This is a genomic window from Streptomyces sp. A3M-1-3, assembly GCF_024213665.1.
In the GTDB taxonomy this organism is placed as follows: domain Bacteria; phylum Actinomycetota; class Actinomycetes; order Streptomycetales; family Streptomycetaceae; genus Streptomyces.
The window spans coordinates 115,833-131,215 of sequence record NZ_JANAVP010000012.1 but is presented as its reverse complement, the minus strand read 5'-3'; the positions used below and the strand labels follow the sequence as shown (position 1 = coordinate 131,215).

Sequence of the window (15,383 nt, the reverse complement as noted above, 5' to 3'; positions counted from 1 at the left end):
GTGACGAATTCCCTCACCCCGGAGGACAGTTGATGCGCTCGCATCTGCTCAACCAGACGACCGCGGAGCAGTACAGGCTCTCCGTCACCGAGGGCGTCGAGCGGGTGGCCGCCAAACTCGCGACCACCGAACGGCCCCACACCGGTGTGGCCGTCGACGAGCTCGCTCCGGTCATCGCCGAGATCGACCTCGACCGCCCGCTGCACGACCCGGCGGCCGCCCTCGACGAACTCGAAGCCGTCTACCTGCGTGACGCCGTCTACTTCCACCACCCCCGCTACCTCGGCCACCTCAACTGCCCCGTGGTCATCCCCGCGGTCGTCGGCGAGGCGGTCCTCTCGGCGGTCAACTCCTCGCTCGACACCTGGGACCAGAGCGCCGGCGGCACCCTCATCGAGCGCCGGCTCATCGACTGGACGGCCGAGCGCATCGGCCTCGGCTCCGCGGCGGACGGCGTGTTCACCAGCGGCGGCTCGCAGTCCAACTTCCACGCCCTGCTGCTCGCCCGCGACGAGGCCTGCCGACTGGTCCAGAAGAATTCCGAGCACGAGCTCGCCAAGGCCGAGATCCTGCCCAAGCTGCGGATATTCACCTCCGAGTGCAGCCACTTCAGCGTCAAGAAGTCGGCCGCCATGCTCGGACTCGGCTATGAAGCCGTCATCTCCATCCCGTGCGACCAGAACAAGCGGATGCAGACCGTCGCGCTCACCCGCGAACTCGAACGCTGCGTACGCGACGGCCTCTTCCCCATGGCCGTCGTCGCCACCGCCGGCACCACCGACTTCGGCTCCATCGACCCGCTCCCCGAGATAGCCCTGCTGTGCGAGCAGTACGGCACCTGGATGCACGTGGACGCCGCGTACGGCTGCGGACTACTCGTCTCTCGGACCCGGCGCCGGCTGCTCGACGGCATCCAGCACGCCGACTCGGTGACCGTCGACTACCACAAGTCCTTCTTCCAGCCGGTCAGTTCGAGTGCGGTGCTGGTACGCGACCGGGCCACGCTGAGCCACGCCACGTACCACGCGGACTACCTCAACCCGCGCCGCATGGCCGAAGAGCGGATACCCAACCAGGTCGACAAGTCCATCCAGACCACCCGCCGCTTCGACGCCCTCAAGCTCTGGATGACGCTGCGCGTGATGGGCGCGGACGGCGTCGGTGAGCTGTTCGACGAGGTCGTGGAGCTGGCCGCCGAGGGCTGGAAGATACTGGACGCGGACCCCCGCTTCGAGGTCGTCGTCCAGCCGCAGCTGTCCACCCTGGTCTTCCGCTTCGTCCCCGAGGCCGTCACCAGCCCGGCGCTCATCGACCGCGCCAACCTGTACGCGCGCAAGGCCCTGTTCGCCTCCGGTGAGGCCGTCGTGGCGGGCACCAAGGTCGGCGGCAGCCACTACCTGAAATTCACCCTGCTCAACCCGCAGACCACCACCGACGACATCGCCATCGTCCTCGACCTCCTCGCCGAGCACGCAAGCCAGTACCTGGGAGAAGCCCTTGTCCACGCCTCGTGAGCCCCACGACTTCATCGCCATCGGGCTCGGCCCCTTCAACCTGGGACTCGCCTGCCTGACCGAGCAGGTCGACGAGCTCGACGGCCTCTTCCTCGAGTCCAAGCCGGGCTTCGAATGGCACGCCGGCATGTTCCTCGAAGGCGCCCACCTCCAGACGCCGTTCATGTCGGACCTGGTGACGCTGGCCGACCCCACCTCCCCGTACTCCTTCCTCAACTACCTGAAGGAATCCGGACGGCTGTACTCGTTCTACATACGCGAGAACTTCTATCCGCTGCGGACCGAGTACAACGACTACTGCCGCTGGGCCGCCGACAAACTGCGCAACGTCCGCTGGAACACCACGGTGTCATCCGTCGAGTACGACGAGAAGGACGCGCTGTACGCCGTCCGCACGGAGGACGGCGAAACGTTTCGCGCCCGCCACCTCGTGCTGGGCACCGGCACCCCGCCGTACATCCCCGACTCCTGCCAGGGCCTGGGCGGCGACTTCATCCACAACTCGCGCTATGTCCAGCACAAGGCCGAGCTCCAGGCCAAGAAGTCCATCACCCTGGTCGGCAGCGGCCAGAGCGCCGCGGAGATCTACTACGACCTCCTCGCCGAGATCGACGTCCACGGCTACCGGCTGAACTGGGTCACCCGCTCCCCGCGCTTCTTCCCGCTGGAGTACACCAAGCTCACGCTGGAGATGACCTCCCCGGAGTACGTGGACTACTTCCACGCCCTCCCGGAGGACACCCGCTACCGCCTGGAGACCCAGCAGAAGGGCCTCTTCAAGGGCATCGACGGAGATCTGATCAACGCGATCTTCGACCTGCTCTACCAGAAGAAGGTCGACAGCGCAGCCGGCCCGGTCCCGACCCGGTTGATGACCAACACCGCCCTCAACGCGGCCGGTTACGACACGACCACCGGTACGTACACCCTGGGCCTGCGCCAGGAGGAGCAGGAGCGGGACTTCTCGCTCGTCACCGAGGGCCTGGTCCTGGCGACCGGCTACCGCTACACGCCGCCCGCGTTCCTGGAGCCCGTCCACGACCGCATCCGCTGGGACGGCCACGGCCGCTTCGACGTGGCCCGCAACTACAGCATCGACACCACCGGACGCGGGATCTTCCTGCAGAACTCCGCCGTCCACACCCACAGCATCACCTCGCCCGACCTGGGCATGGCCGCGTACCGCAACGCGTACATCATCGGTGAACTGCTCGGCCGCGAGCACTACCCGGTCGAGAAGTCCATCGCATTCCAGGAGTTCGCCGCCCCGGAGGGCACCCTCGCATGACCACTGAGCTTTGTGGGGGGACACCCCCCACTCCCCCCGCCATCTTCTCCCGCACCGACGCGACGCTCGGCGAGTTCGCCGTACGCGCCCTCGACCCGTTCGCCGACGCCGAGCTGCTGCACGGCTGGGTCACCCACCCCAAGGCCGCCTTCTGGCTGATGCAGGACGCCTCGCTGCCCGACGTCGAACGCGAGTACATGGCAATCGCCGCGGCCGCGCACCACGACGCGTTCATCGGCCTGCACGAGGGACGGCCCGCCTTCCTGATGGAGCGCTATGACCCGGCCGAGGTCGAACTGAAGGGCCTGTACGAGGCACAGCCGGGCGATGTGGGCATGCACTTCCTCGTCGCCCCGTCCGACACCCCGCTGCACGGCTTCACGCACGCCGTGATCACCACCGTGATGGCGGCGCTGTTCGACGACCCGGCGACCCGGCGCGTCGTCGTCGAACCGGACGTGCGCAACGCCGCCGTCCACGCGCTCAACAAGGCCGTCGGCTTCGAGACAGCCGAGCGGATAGCGAAGCCGGAGAAGGACGCGTTCCTGAGCTTCTGCACCCGGGAACAGTTCGAGGCCACCCAGGGAGTCACGCGATGACCACGACTCCGCAGGAAGCCGTCTCGCATCTCACCCCCGAGCTGTGGGCCGGGGCCAACCGGCAGCTCGTACGCAAGGCGCTCGCCGAGTTCTCCCACGAGCGGCTGCTGACCCCCGAGCTGATCGCCGGCGACCGGTACGCCGTACGCAGCGACGACGGCGCCACCGAGTACCGGTTCACCGCCCGCGTCTTCGCCCTCGACCACTGGCAGGTCTTCGCCGAGTCCGTCACCCGCCACCGCGACGGCACCGAACTCCCGCTGGACGCCCTGGACTTCTTCCTGGAGACGCGCGGTTCGCTCGGCCTGAGCGACGAGATCCTCCCGGTCTACCTGGAGGAGATCAGCTCGACCCTGGCCGGGACGGCGTACAAGCTCACCAAGGAGCAGGTCCCGGCGGCGGACCTCGCCGCGGCCGGCTTCCAGGCCGTCGAGACCGGTATGATCGAGGGCCACCCCTGCTTCGTCGCCAACAACGGCCGACTCGGATTCGGCGTCCACGAGTACCTCTCCTACGCCCCGGAGACCGCCGCCGACATCAAGCTGGTCTGGCTGGCGGCCCACCGCGAGCACGCCACCTTCACGGCGGGCGCCGGTCTGGACTACGACGCGCTGGTCCGCGCCGAACTCGGCGAGGCGCAGCTCGCCCGGTTCGCCGCGACGATGGCCGGGCTGGGCCTGGACCTCGCCGACTACTACCTCTTCCCGGCCCATCCGTGGCAGTGGTGGAACAAGCTCTCCGTCACCTTCGCCGCCGAGGTCGCGCAGCGGCGGCTGGTCTGCCTGGGCGAGGGCGACGACAGCTATCTGGCCCAGCAGTCGATCCGCACGTTCTTCAACACGAGCGACCCGGCCAAGCACTACGTCAAGACCGCCATCTCGGTCCTCAACATGGGCTTCATGCGCGGGCTTTCGGCCGCCTACATGGTAGCCACCCCGGCCATCAACGACTGGCTGGCCGGGCTCATCGCGAGCGACGACGTCCTTCGGGCGGCCCGCTTCTCGATCATCCGCGAGCGCGCGGCCATCGGCTACCACCACCGCCAGTACGAGGCCGCCACCGACCGCTACTCGCCGTACCGCAAAATGCTCGCCGCGCTCTGGCGGGAGAGCCCGGTGCCGTCGCTGGAGCCGGGCGAGGACCTCGCGACCATGGCGTCCCTGCTGCACACCGACCACGAGGGCGCGTCCGTCGCGGGCGCGCTGATCGCCCGGTCGGGGCTGGAGCCGAGGGAGTGGCTGCGGCGCTACCTGGACGCGTATCTGACGCCGCTGCTGCACAGCTTCTACGCGTACGACCTCGTCTACATGCCGCACGGCGAGAACGTCATCCTCGTACTCAAGGACGGCGTCGTCGAGCGGGCCGTGTTCAAGGACATCGCGGAGGAGATCTGCGTGATGGACCCGGACGCTGTGCTGCCGCCGGCCGTCGAGCGGATCCGCGCGGACGTCCCGGAGGACATGAAGCTGCTGTCCATCTTCACGGACGTCTTCGACTGCTTCTTCCGCTTCCTGGGCGGCATCCTCGCCACCGAGGGCGTGGTGGACGAGGACACCTTCTGGCAGGCCGTCGCCGACTGCGTGGCGGACTACCAGGATTCCCTTCCGCACCTGGCGGACAAGTTCAAGCAGTACGACATGTACGCACCGGAGTTCGCGCTGTCCTGCCTCAACCGACTGCAGCTGCGCAACAACAAGCAGATGGTCGACCTCCAGGACCCGTCGAGCGCCCTCCAGCTCGTCGGCACGCTGGCCAACCCGATCGCGCGCTTCGCGCGTCCCTGAGAACCGGCGGGCGCTCATGCTACCGGACCGCACGGGCGCCCGCCCCTCTCTCACCCCTCACTCAGCCGGCCACGGCACCTGTGGCGAACGGTAGAAGTCGATCCCTAGCGCGGACATCCGCGGCCCCTGCGCCGCGAGCCTCACCTTGTACGTGTCCCAGTCGTGCGTGGACGCGGGCGCTTTCTCCAGAGTCCTCGGTATCGTCGAGCTGGGCTGTTGACGATGCTCCCTGCCGTGTATCTACGACGGGGATTCCGCTCCCGGCTGGGCTGGTTGGGTTTCACGCAACCGCCTCCACGGCGGGTGCCATGGTGACTCGTCCCCTTGCGGGTCCTGCGCGTGCTGCTGGTGACCGAGCCACCCGTCCGGCGGGCTCGGGCCTCGATCTCGACCGAGGCGTTGTGGTCGGCGTCGTCCTCGTGTCCGCAGCGGACGCAGGCGAACAGTCGACCGCATCCTTCGCGTGATACGGGGTCAATCTTGCCGCAGGCAGAAGTTGTCGTACGCCGCAACGAGGTGGCGCAGAACCATCTGGCGCCCCACTCCGACGGCAAGTCTCTGATCCAGTCCACCTCACGCCGCGCGATCGTGAGATACCGGCGTTGCTCGACAGCCCGCAGGGACTTCCCGCGCTGCTCCCAGACACGGTGCGGATCGTGCCTGCGCCGCGGCTGTCACCGTACGTATGGCGCACCCGGCGGCCGCGGCCAAGGCGATCGGGCCGGCCGCCGCGCCCGTGGCCGACGGGGTGGATCATGACGCGCTGCTGCGCCGGCTGCGCGAGCTGGGCGAGCTGCACCAGGCCGGAATCCTGACGGCGGACGAGTTCTCGGCGGCAAAACAGGCGGTACTCCGACGATTCTGACCCGATTCCGCCCCTTCCCGACCCCTTCCCGGCCTCTTACTGCCCGGAATCGGGCAGGATTCTTGCGTTGAGAGCCTTCCACCCTCCAATATCTACGGGTGCTCGAACGCCGCCCGTCCTCTCACGACGACCTCGTCGACCACCTGGTGCGCAGTACGCCGCTACAGCGCGGCGAGGCTGCCCGGGTGGTGCTGGACGTGCTCGCGTACTTCGACGAGAAGACCGAGGAGTTCGTCCGCCGCCGGCACCGCGAACTGCAGTCCGGCGGACTGGCCAACACGGAGATCTTCGAGCGGATTGCGGCCGAGCTGCCGCACCGCGCGGTGGCTCCGCCGGAACTCACCCTGCGGCAGCTGCGCCGCCTCGTCTACGGCTGAGCACCCCCAAGCAATCACTCGGAGGGCATCACATATGTGCGGAATCGTCGGATATATCGGGAAGCGTGATGTGGCTCCCCTGCTGCTGGAAGGCCTCCAGCGGCTGGAGTACCGCGGCTACGACTCGGCCGGCATCGTCATCACCGGCAAGTCGGGCGGACTGAAGACCGCCAAGGCCAAGGGCCGCGTCCGCGACCTGGAAGCCCGCATCCCCAAGCGCTTCGCGGGCACCACCGGCATCGCGCACACCCGCTGGGCCACCCACGGCGCCCCGAGCGACGAGAACTCGCACCCGCACCTGGACGCCGACGGCAAGGTCGCCATCGTCCACAACGGCATCATCGACAACGCCACCGAGCTGCGCGCCAAGCTGGAAGCCGACGGTGTCGTGTTCGCCTCCGAGACCGACTCCGAGGTGGTCGCCCACCTCATCGGCCGCTCCCAGGCCGAGACCCTGGAGGAGAAGGTCCGCTCCGCGCTGCGCCTGGTCGAGGGCACGTACGGCCTCGCCGTCATGCACGAGGACTTCGCCGACCGCATCGTCGTCGCCCGCAACGGCTCCCCCGTGGTCATCGGCATAGGCGAGAAGGAGATGTTCGTCGCCTCCGACGTCGCCGCGCTGGTCAGCCACACCCGCCAGGTGATCACCCTGGACGACGGCGAGATGGCCACCCTCAAGGCCGACGACTACCGCACCTACACCACCGAGGGCTCGCGCACGACCGCGACGCCGACCACGGTGGAGTGGGAGGCCGAGTCGTACGACATGGGCGGCCACGACACGTACATGCACAAGGAGATCTCCGAGCAGGCCGACGCGGTCGACCGCGTGCTGCGCGGCCGGATCGACGACCGCTTCGCCACCGTGCACCTGGGCGGCCTGAACCTCGACGCCCGCGAGGCGCGTGCCGTGCGCCGGGTGAAGATCCTCGGCTGCGGCACCTCGTACCACGCCGGCCAGATCGGCGCCGGGCTGATCGAGGAGCTGGCCCGCATCCCCTCGGACGCCGAGCCGGCCTCCGAGTTCCGCTACCGCAACCCGGTCGTGGACCCCGACACCCTCTACATCGCGGTCTCCCAGTCCGGTGAGACGTACGACGTGCTCGCCGCGGTCCAGGAGCTCAAGCGCAAGGGCGCGCGGGTGCTGGGCGTGGTCAACGTGGTCGGCTCGGCGATCGCCCGCGAGACCGACGGCGGCGTGTACGTCCACGCCGGCCCCGAGGTCTGCGTCGTCTCCACCAAGTGCTTCACCAACACGGTGGTCGCCTTCGCGCTGCTCGCGCTGCACCTGGGCCGCATCCGCGACCTGTCGGTGGCCGACGGCAAGCGGATCATCGAGGGCCTGCGCCGGCTGCCCGGCCAGATCGCCGAGATCCTGGAGACCGAGGCGGAGGTCAAGAAGCTCGCCGAGGAGTACGCGAACGCGAAGTCGATGATGTTCATCGGCCGGGTGCGCGGCTACCCGGTGGCCCGCGAGGCCTCGCTGAAGCTCAAGGAGATCACGTACATCCACGCCGAGGCCTACCCGGCCTCGGAGCTGAAGCACGGCCCGCTCGCCCTCATCGAGCCCGCGATGCCGACGGTCGCGATCGTCCCGGACGACGACCTGCTGGAGAAGAACCGCGCGGCGCTCGAGGAGATCAAGGCCCGCAGCGGCCGGATCCTTGCGGTCGCGCACCGCGACCAGGAAAAGGCCGACCACACCATTGTGGTGCCGAAGAACGAGGTCGAGCTGGACCCGATCCTGATGGGTATCCCGCTCCAGCTCTTCGCGTACCACGCGGCGCTGGCCCTGGGCCGCGACATCGACAAGCCGCGCAACCTGGCGAAGTCCGTAACGGTCGAATGACCGCTCGAACCTCAGCCATCAATTGAGCAACCCTCGCGGCGAGCAACCAGCTCCGCGAGAGCGGCCCCGGCTTAGGCGCAAAAAAACAGAGCGACCCCCGTGCCCACGGGGGTCGCTCTGTTTTCGTTGCCGGCGTCGCCCGCGCCGGCCGGTCGCTGCCTCAGCCGGTGGCCGTCACCCGCCGGCCGGCAGCGCGTCCCGGTACCGCGGTCGGCCAGTGGGCCAGCGCGGCCGTCGCCCCGTACCAGGCGGCGAGACCGGCCACCGCGGCCACCCAGCCGCCGGCCTTGACCAGGCCGCCGCTCTCGGCGAACGTCGCGATGCCGAGGAGCAGGAGCGAGAGGAAGAGCAGCCCGTAGGTGCCCTGGGCGAGGAGCCCGCTGCCCGCGGAGCCCAGCGTCAGGCTGAGCGCGAGGAGAGCGAACAGGAGCAGGAACAGTCCGGCCGCCTCGGATGAGACCTGGCCGTCGGCCCCGCTCGCCCAGGTGAACCAGAACGCGCCGAGTCCCGCGTACGCCGTTCCGTTGAAGGCGTTTCCGCCACGGAATTCCAGCAGTCCGGTGATGAACAGTGCGATGCCGCCGACGTAGAGCGCGAGCGAGACGGAGTCGGCTGCGGTCACTCCGTCGATGACTTCGGCGTGGCCGATGCCGAAGGCCAGCAGGGTCAGGCCGAGTGCGAGGTGGCCCAGAGTCGAGGTGGTTCTTCCCGCAGAGACGTCGTTGTCCACGGCGGGCTCCCTTCATGCAGTTGTGCTGCTTCCCAGGACCCTTATGTACCCTTCACAAGCACACAATCCACCTGTACCGGGGAGTAAATTTACTGCTGGACCAAGGGAGTTGACGCCACATCAGCCAGGTCTCACCTGGGACAACGGGAGGTTACGGGATCACAACGACTGGCCGCTGCGCGCGCTTGGCCAGCCGCCCCGCGACCGAGCCGAAGAGGCGTCCGACGATGCCGTGCGTGGAGCCGACCACGATCGCGTCGGCCGAATACTCCCGGCCGACCTCCTCGAGTTCGTGGCAGATGTCGCCGCCGCGCTCGACGAGGATCCATGGCACTTCGGCCAGATAGTCGGCGCAGGCCAGCTCGAGCCCGAGCACTTCGGTCCGGTGGTCCGGTACGTCCACGAACACGGGCGGCTCGCAGCCCGCCCAGACCGTCGTCGGGAGCCGGTTGGCCACATGGACGATGATCAGGCCGGAGCCCGATCGCTTGGCCATGCCGATCGCGTAGGCGAGGGCCCGCTCACTGGAGGTCGAGCCGTCGAAGCCGACGACGACACCATGCCGGAAGGCGGGATCGCAGGAGTGGCGCGTCTGTTCCGCCGCTTGGAGATCGGCCGAGGGATCGGCGACCTGCTTGCGGTCCGCGGGTTCTGGGATTTCGTGACCGGCCATCGGCGTCTCGGCGAAGAATGTCCTCTTGGGAGGGGAACGAACAACTGTTGTCGGCGGAGCTGTGTCCGGGAATCATCTTCCCAAGCCCATACCCCCAAGGGTACGGCGACACTCCTCTCCGGCCCAGGCCCACCGCCCTCTCGCGGCGTTCCCCGGAGCATGCCGGAGCCCGGCCCGGATGGCAATGCTGGCTGCCCTCTACAGCCAGTGACCGAGCGGACCCGCCACGCATGGGTCGTACATTGGTCAACCATTGGATCTCCGCCGCCTCGTCGGCCACCCCCATCCGCCCCCATCCGCCCCCATCCGCCGGCATCGGAGGGGCGCTCAGGGGCGGCCGGAAGTCCGGTGGAGGTGCGCCGGGGGTCTGACTGGTTCGCACACCTGCGCCCACCGCTTTTCAGCCAACTTCGCCTGACCTCCCCCGCCTTGGCGGAATGACCACCCAACCCCGCTGTCACCAGCGAGGAAAGGGCCACCAAGGCCGCTCGGGGCCTACTGAGACGGGCCACTGACACGAGGCGCACTTCCCACCGGGCCCCCTGAGTGGAACGCTTCGTGATCGAATGCTTTACGCCAAGTTGCCAAGTCGACATAGCGCTGGGTGCTGAACTTGTCACGCCGACACCACGGGACACAGTAGATTCGATCATGAGTATCTACGGCGGGGGACACGTGCAGGACCGAGGGGAAACGTGCAGGAGCGACCAGAACGAGGAGTCGCGACACCCAAGGGGGGCTTAGCGCCATGAGCCAGGACTCCACCGCCGCAACGGAGGCCGCGCGCAAGCTCTCCGGGCGTCGTCGCCGGGAGATCGTCGCAGTGCTGCTGTTCAGCGGCGGCCCCATTTTCGAGAGTTCCATCCCATTGTCCGTCTTCGGCATCGACCGGCAGGACGCCGGCGTTCCGCGCTACCGATTGCTGGTGTGCGCGGGCGAAGACGGACCCCTGCGGACCACAGGGGGACTGGAGCTCACCGCACCGTACGGACTGGAGGCGATCGCACGGGCGGGCACCGTCGTCGTACCGGCCTGGCGGTCGATCACATCACCACCACCACCCGACGCGCTCGACGCACTGCGCCGCGCGCACGAGGAGGGGGCCAGGATCGTCGGCCTGTGCACCGGGGCGTTCGTCCTGGCCGCGGCGGGCCTGCTGGACGGCCGGCCCGCCACCACGCACTGGATGTACGCGCCGACGCTCGCCAAGCGCTATCCGTCCGTGCATGTCGATCCGCGCGAGCTGTTCGTGGACGACGGTGACGTGCTCACCTCGGCGGGCACCGCGGCGGGCATCGACCTGTGCCTCCACATCGTCCGTACGGACCACGGCTCGGAGGCCGCGGGGGCACTGGCCCGCCGGCTGGTCGTGCCGCCGCGCCGCAGTGGCGGGCAGGAACGCTACCTCGACAGGTCTTTACCTGAGGAGATCGGCGCCGACCCGCTCGCCGAGGTCGTCGCCTGGGCGCTGGAGCACCTCCACGAGCAGTTCGACGTGGAGACACTGGCGGCGCGCGCCTATATGAGCCGGCGCACGTTCGACCGGCGGTTCCGCTCGCTCACCGGCAGTGCGCCGCTGCAGTGGCTGATCACTCAGCGGGTGCTCCAGGCCCAGCGGCTGCTGGAGACGTCGGACTACTCGGTGGATGAGGTCGCGGGCCGCTGCGGCTTCCGCTCGCCCGTCGCGCTGCGCGGCCACTTCCGGCGCCAGCTGGGCTCCTCCCCCGCTGCCTACCGGTCCGCGTACCGGGCCCGCAGGCCGCTGAGCGAGCCCGCGGCGGTGGCGGAGCCGCCGGTGCCGCACCAGCGGTCGCCGCACGAGCGTTCTTCACCACACGAGCGTTCGCCGTACGAGCGTTCGCCGTACGAGCGCCGGACGGCGGCCGCCACCGCGCCGAACGGCCCGACGGCGATCGGCCACGCACCCCCGGAACCGGGCAAACCGGGCTCGGACCTCTACGCTTCGGGCCGCCCTGTGCTGCCCGGCCAGCGGGAGCGCCCCGTAGGGTAAGACACATGAACGATCGCATGGTGTGGATCGACTGCGAGATGACCGGGCTCTCGCTGACGGACGACGCACTTATCGAGGTGGCCGCACTGGTCACCGACTCGGAGCTGAACGTGCTCGGCGAAGGGGTGGACATTGTCGTCCGCCCCCCCGCCGGGGCACTGGAGACCATGCCCGAGGTGGTGCGGCTGATGCACACCGCCTCGGGACTCCTCGACGAGCTGGACGGCGGAACCATGCTGGCCGACGCCGAGGCGCAGGTACTGGCGTACGTACGTGAACACGTCAAGGAACCGGGCAAGGCACCGCTCTGCGGGAACTCGGTCGGCACCGACCGCGGCTTCCTGCTGCGCGACATGCCGACCCTGGAGAACTACATGCACTACCGGATCGTCGACGTGTCGTCGATCAAGGAGCTGGCCCGCCGCTGGTATCCGCGGGCCTACTTCAACAGTCCGGAGAAGAACGGCAACCACCGCGCGCTCGCGGACATCCGCGAGTCCATCGCGGAGCTGCGCTACTACCGCGAGGCGGTCTTCGTCCCGCAGCCGGGTCCCGACTCGGACACCGCGAAGGCCATCGCCGCGAAGTACGTGCTGCCAGGGGAGTGAGCCGGAACCGGGGCGCCGGTGCCATCACGGCTCCATCAGGGCTCCATCAGCGCTCCCATAAGTGGGGCGCGAGCACCCTCCCGGAGCATGTACGCTTTTCCTCGGCCGGTCGCTCTGTGAACGACCGGACATGGTGGGTGTAGCTCAGTTGGTAGAGCACCTGGTTGTGGTCCAGGTGGCCGCGGGTTCAAGTCCCGTCACTCACCCTGAACGACCTTCAGGCCCGGTCCGCGCAAGCGGACCGGGCCTGAAGGTCGTCCCCCGACGCGCTCAGGACGACTCCCGCACCACCAGCTCGGTGGGCAGCACGATCTGCGGCCGCTCGCCCTCCCGGCCCGCGATCTCCCGCAGCAGCAGACCGGCCATGGTGCGGCCCATCTCCTCGATCGGCTGGCGGACGCTGGTCATCGCCGGGTCCATGTGCCGGGCGACGGCCGAATCGTCGAAGCCGACGAGCGCCACGTCGTCCGGAATCCGGCGGCCGGCCTCGCGCAGCACCTGGCGGGCCCCGGCCGCCATCACGTCCGAGGCGGCGAAGACCGCGTCGAGGTGCGGCCGGCGCTCCAGCAGTCCGCCCATGGCCCGGCGGCCGCCCTCCTCGGTGAAGTCGGCCGGCGCGGTCAGCAGCTCGTCGGGGGCGAGCCCGGCCTCGGCGAGGGCCTGCCGGTAGCCGTCCAGGCGGCGCTGCGCGCCGTACACGTCGAGTCGTCCGGTGATCGTGGCTATGGTGCGTCGGCCACGGGCGATCAGATGCTCCACGGCGGCGCGGGCGCCGCCGAAGTTGTCCGAGTCGACGGAGGCGAGCGGCTCGTCGGCCGAGCGGCGGCCGCTGACCACCGCCGGGATGGCGAGCTGTTCCAGCAGGTCCGGCAGTGGGTCGTCGGCGTGTACGGAGACCAGCAGCACGCCGTCCACCCGGTCCGCGGCCAGGTACTGGGCCAGCCGGCGGCGCTTGCTGTCGTCGCCCGCGAAGGTCAGGAGCAGCTGCATCTCGGTGTCGGCGAGGGCCGCGCCGACGCCCCGCAGTACGTCGGAGAAGTACGGCTCGGCGAAGAAGCGCGTCTCGGGCTCCGGGACGACGAGCGCGATCGCGTCCGTACGGTTGGCGGCGAGCGCGCGGGCCGCGCGGTTCGGTACGTAACCGAGCTCGGCCACGGCCGCCTCGACGGCGGCCCTCGTGTGGTCGCTGACCCGTGGCGAGCCGTTGATCACGCGGGACACGGTGCCGCGGCCGACACCCGCGCGTACCGCCACTTCTTCGAGGGTCGGCCGTCCCCCACTGCGTCCACGACCATTCATGGCTGCCTCCCGAATCGAAATCTAACAGCCGGACAACCAGAGCCAACTCCCGCTGTCCGGTCCCTTGACACCCCCTCGGCGAGCCGCGACCCTTCAATACATCACATCTGGGAGCGCTCCCACGGTACCTGACCGGGTCTTGGCCGCGGCTATACCCCCGACCAGTCGGTGATCATGGCCGGTGCGCTGCTCGGCACGCTGCCGCTGCTGCTCGCGTTCGTCGTGTTCGGCAAGCAGATCGTCGGCGGCATCATGCAGGGCGCGGTCAAGGGCTGAACGCCGCCCCCCCACCCCTTAACTCGGTTACACCACACCTACCTTGGGAGCGCGTCCATGACGGAGAGCTTTCCGCCCGGCTTCCTGTGGGGAACTGCGACCGCCGCGTACCAGATCGAGGGCGCGGTACGGGAGGACGGCCGTACCCCGTCCATCTGGGACACGTTCGCGCGCACCCCCGGCAAGGTGCTCGGCGGCGACACCGGAGAGATCGCCGTGGACCACTACCACCGGTGGCGCGACGACATCCGGATGATGGCGGACCTCGGCCTCACCGCCTACCGCTTCTCGGTCTCGTGGCCGCGCGTCCAGCCGACCGGCCGGGGCCCGGTCGTGCAGCGCGGTCTCGACTTCTACCGCGCGCTGACCGACGAGCTGCTGGCGCACGGCATCAGGCCGAGCCTGACCCTCTACCACTGGGACCTCCCCCAGGAACTGGAGGACGCGGGCGGCTGGCCGGCGCGCGACACCGCGTACCGCTTCGCCGAGTACGCGGGCCAGGTCGCCGGAGCCCTCGGGGACCGTATCGACCTGTGGACCACCCTCAACGAGCCCTGGTGCAGCGCCTTCCTGGGGTACGGCTCCGGGGTGCACGCGCCCGGCCGCACCGACCCGGTGGCCGCGCTGCGCGCCGCGCACCACCTCAACCTGGCGCACGGCCTGGGCACCCAGGCGCTGCGCGCCGCGCTGCCCGCCCGCGCGCAGACCGGCATCGCTCTCAACCCGAGCGCGGTCCGCCCGCTCACCCTCTCGCCGCAGGACGCGGACGCGCAGCGCCGGATCGACGCCCTGGCCAACCGGGCCTTCACCGGCCCGATCCTCAAGGGGGCCTACCCGCAGGACCTGTTCGCCGACACCGCGCGGCTCACCGACTGGTCGTTCGTCGACGCGGGCGACGAGTCCACGATCCACCAGCGGCTCGACTTCCTGGGCATCAACTACTACGCGCCGACGGTCGTCTCGGCGGCCCCGCCCGGCCCCGACCCACGCCGCGACGGCCACGGCGCCTCCGCCCACTCCCCCTGGCCGGGCGCCGAGGACGTCGCCTTCCACCAGCCGCCGGGCGAGCTGACCGCGATGGAGTGGTCGGTGGACCCGACGGGCCTGTACGACCTGCTGCTGCGGTACACCCGCGAGGCGCCGGGCGTGGCGCTGATGATCACAGAGAACGGCGCGGCGTACGACGACAAGCCCGGCACCGACGGCACGGTCCACGACCCGGACCGCATCCGCTACCTGCACGCCCACCTGGCAACGGTGCGGCGGGCGATCGACGCGGGGGCGGATGTGAGCGGTTACTTCCTCTGGTCGCTGATGGACAACTTCGAGTGGTCGTACGGCTACAGCAAGCGCTTCGGCGCGGTGTACGTCGACTACGAAACCCAGCAACGAACCCCGAAGTCCAGCGCGGAGTGGTACGCGCGGCTGGCGAGGACGGGGGTACTGCCGGAGGCGCCGGCGGCGTGATCGGGGGCGGTACGGGAGGGCCCCGGGGGCTCCTTGGCCCCCT

Annotated in this window: 12 protein-coding genes, 1 tRNA gene and 2 pseudogenes; 12 read left to right on the top strand and 3 right to left on the bottom strand. The window is 69.5% G+C overall.

Annotated features, from left to right (window positions below; all coding sequences use genetic code 11):
- Nucleotides 1-32 precede the first annotated feature (32 nt).
- The 7 genes and pseudogenes from NLX86_RS16120 (at nt 33) to glmS (ending at nt 8,276) form a co-directional block, all read left to right on the top strand.
- Nucleotides 33-1,514, top strand: coding sequence for an aspartate aminotransferase family protein (locus tag NLX86_RS16120; protein ID WP_254372389.1), 1,482 nt, complete (start codon nt 33-35; stop codon nt 1,512-1,514).
- Complete coding sequence (locus tag NLX86_RS16115; protein WP_254372388.1) at nt 1,498-2,802, top strand: lysine N(6)-hydroxylase/L-ornithine N(5)-oxygenase family protein; 1,305 nt, start codon at nt 1,498-1,500, stop codon at nt 2,800-2,802. The genes NLX86_RS16120 and NLX86_RS16115 overlap by 17 nt, the downstream gene beginning before the upstream one ends.
- Nucleotides 2,799-3,401, top strand: a complete 603-nt coding sequence (locus NLX86_RS16110) for a GNAT family N-acetyltransferase (protein WP_254372387.1) — start codon at nt 2,799-2,801, stop codon at nt 3,399-3,401. The genes NLX86_RS16115 and NLX86_RS16110 overlap by 4 nt, the downstream gene beginning before the upstream one ends.
- Nucleotides 3,398-5,185 carry an IucA/IucC family siderophore biosynthesis protein gene (locus NLX86_RS16105; RefSeq protein WP_254372386.1) on the top strand — a complete coding sequence of 596 codons (1,788 nt, stop codon included), beginning with the start codon at nt 3,398-3,400 and terminating at the stop codon, nt 5,183-5,185. Before NLX86_RS16110 ends, NLX86_RS16105 begins: the two co-directional genes overlap by 4 nt.
- 664 nt (nt 5,186-5,849) lie before the next feature.
- A pseudogene (locus NLX86_RS16100) lies at nt 5,850-6,050 on the top strand (SHOCT domain-containing protein); the annotation flags it as partial.
- 98 nt (nt 6,051-6,148) lie between these two features.
- On the top strand, nt 6,149-6,427 hold the full coding sequence (locus tag NLX86_RS16095) for a hypothetical protein (protein WP_254372385.1): 279 nt from the start codon (nt 6,149-6,151) through the stop codon (nt 6,425-6,427).
- 34 nt (nt 6,428-6,461) lie between these two features.
- Nucleotides 6,462-8,276 (top strand): glutamine--fructose-6-phosphate transaminase (isomerizing), encoded by a 1,815-nt coding sequence (gene glmS, locus NLX86_RS16090; protein WP_254372384.1) that lies wholly within the window; start codon nt 6,462-6,464, stop codon nt 8,274-8,276.
- A gap of 160 nt (nt 8,277-8,436) precedes the next feature.
- Here the strand turns inward: glmS and NLX86_RS16085 are convergent, their stop codons facing one another.
- Nucleotides 8,437-9,006: a GPR1/FUN34/YaaH family transporter gene (locus tag NLX86_RS16085; protein ID WP_254372383.1), complete on the bottom strand. Its 570-nt coding sequence runs from the start codon at nt 9,004-9,006 to the stop codon at nt 8,437-8,439.
- 151 nt (nt 9,007-9,157) lie between these two features.
- Nucleotides 9,158-9,679 carry a universal stress protein gene (locus NLX86_RS16080; protein WP_254372382.1) on the bottom strand — a complete coding sequence of 174 codons (522 nt, stop codon included), beginning with the start codon at nt 9,677-9,679 and terminating at the stop codon, nt 9,158-9,160.
- Nucleotides 9,680-10,427: 748 nt separating this feature from the next.
- Between NLX86_RS16080 and NLX86_RS16075 the strand changes: the two genes are divergently transcribed.
- The 3 genes from NLX86_RS16075 to NLX86_RS16065 all read left to right on the top strand — a co-directional run bounded on the left by NLX86_RS16075 (nt 10,428) and on the right by NLX86_RS16065 (nt 12,504).
- Nucleotides 10,428-11,690: a GlxA family transcriptional regulator gene (locus tag NLX86_RS16075; RefSeq protein WP_254372381.1), complete on the top strand. Its 1,263-nt coding sequence runs from the start codon at nt 10,428-10,430 to the stop codon at nt 11,688-11,690.
- A 5-nt stretch (nt 11,691-11,695) separates the two neighbouring features.
- Nucleotides 11,696-12,298, top strand: a complete 603-nt coding sequence (gene orn, locus NLX86_RS16070; protein WP_254372380.1) for an oligoribonuclease — start codon at nt 11,696-11,698, stop codon at nt 12,296-12,298.
- Nucleotides 12,299-12,431: 133 nt separating this feature from the next.
- A tRNA-His gene (locus NLX86_RS16065) sits at nt 12,432-12,504 on the top strand.
- Between the two features lie 64 nt (nt 12,505-12,568).
- On the opposite strand, the gene NLX86_RS16060 is transcribed toward NLX86_RS16065, so the two are convergent.
- Nucleotides 12,569-13,597 (bottom strand): LacI family DNA-binding transcriptional regulator, encoded by a 1,029-nt coding sequence (locus NLX86_RS16060; RefSeq protein WP_254372379.1) that lies wholly within the window; start codon nt 13,595-13,597, stop codon nt 12,569-12,571.
- A gap of 135 nt (nt 13,598-13,732) precedes the next feature.
- Here NLX86_RS16060 and NLX86_RS16055 point away from each other — a divergent pair.
- Together NLX86_RS16055 and NLX86_RS16050 are read left to right on the top strand one after the other, a co-directional pair.
- Nucleotides 13,733-13,873: pseudogene (locus NLX86_RS16055) on the top strand (carbohydrate ABC transporter permease); the annotation flags it as partial.
- A gap of 57 nt (nt 13,874-13,930) precedes the next feature.
- Nucleotides 13,931-15,340: a GH1 family beta-glucosidase gene (locus tag NLX86_RS16050; RefSeq protein ID WP_254372378.1), complete on the top strand. Its 1,410-nt coding sequence runs from the start codon at nt 13,931-13,933 to the stop codon at nt 15,338-15,340.
- The last annotated feature ends 43 nt before the right edge of the window (nt 15,341-15,383 follow it).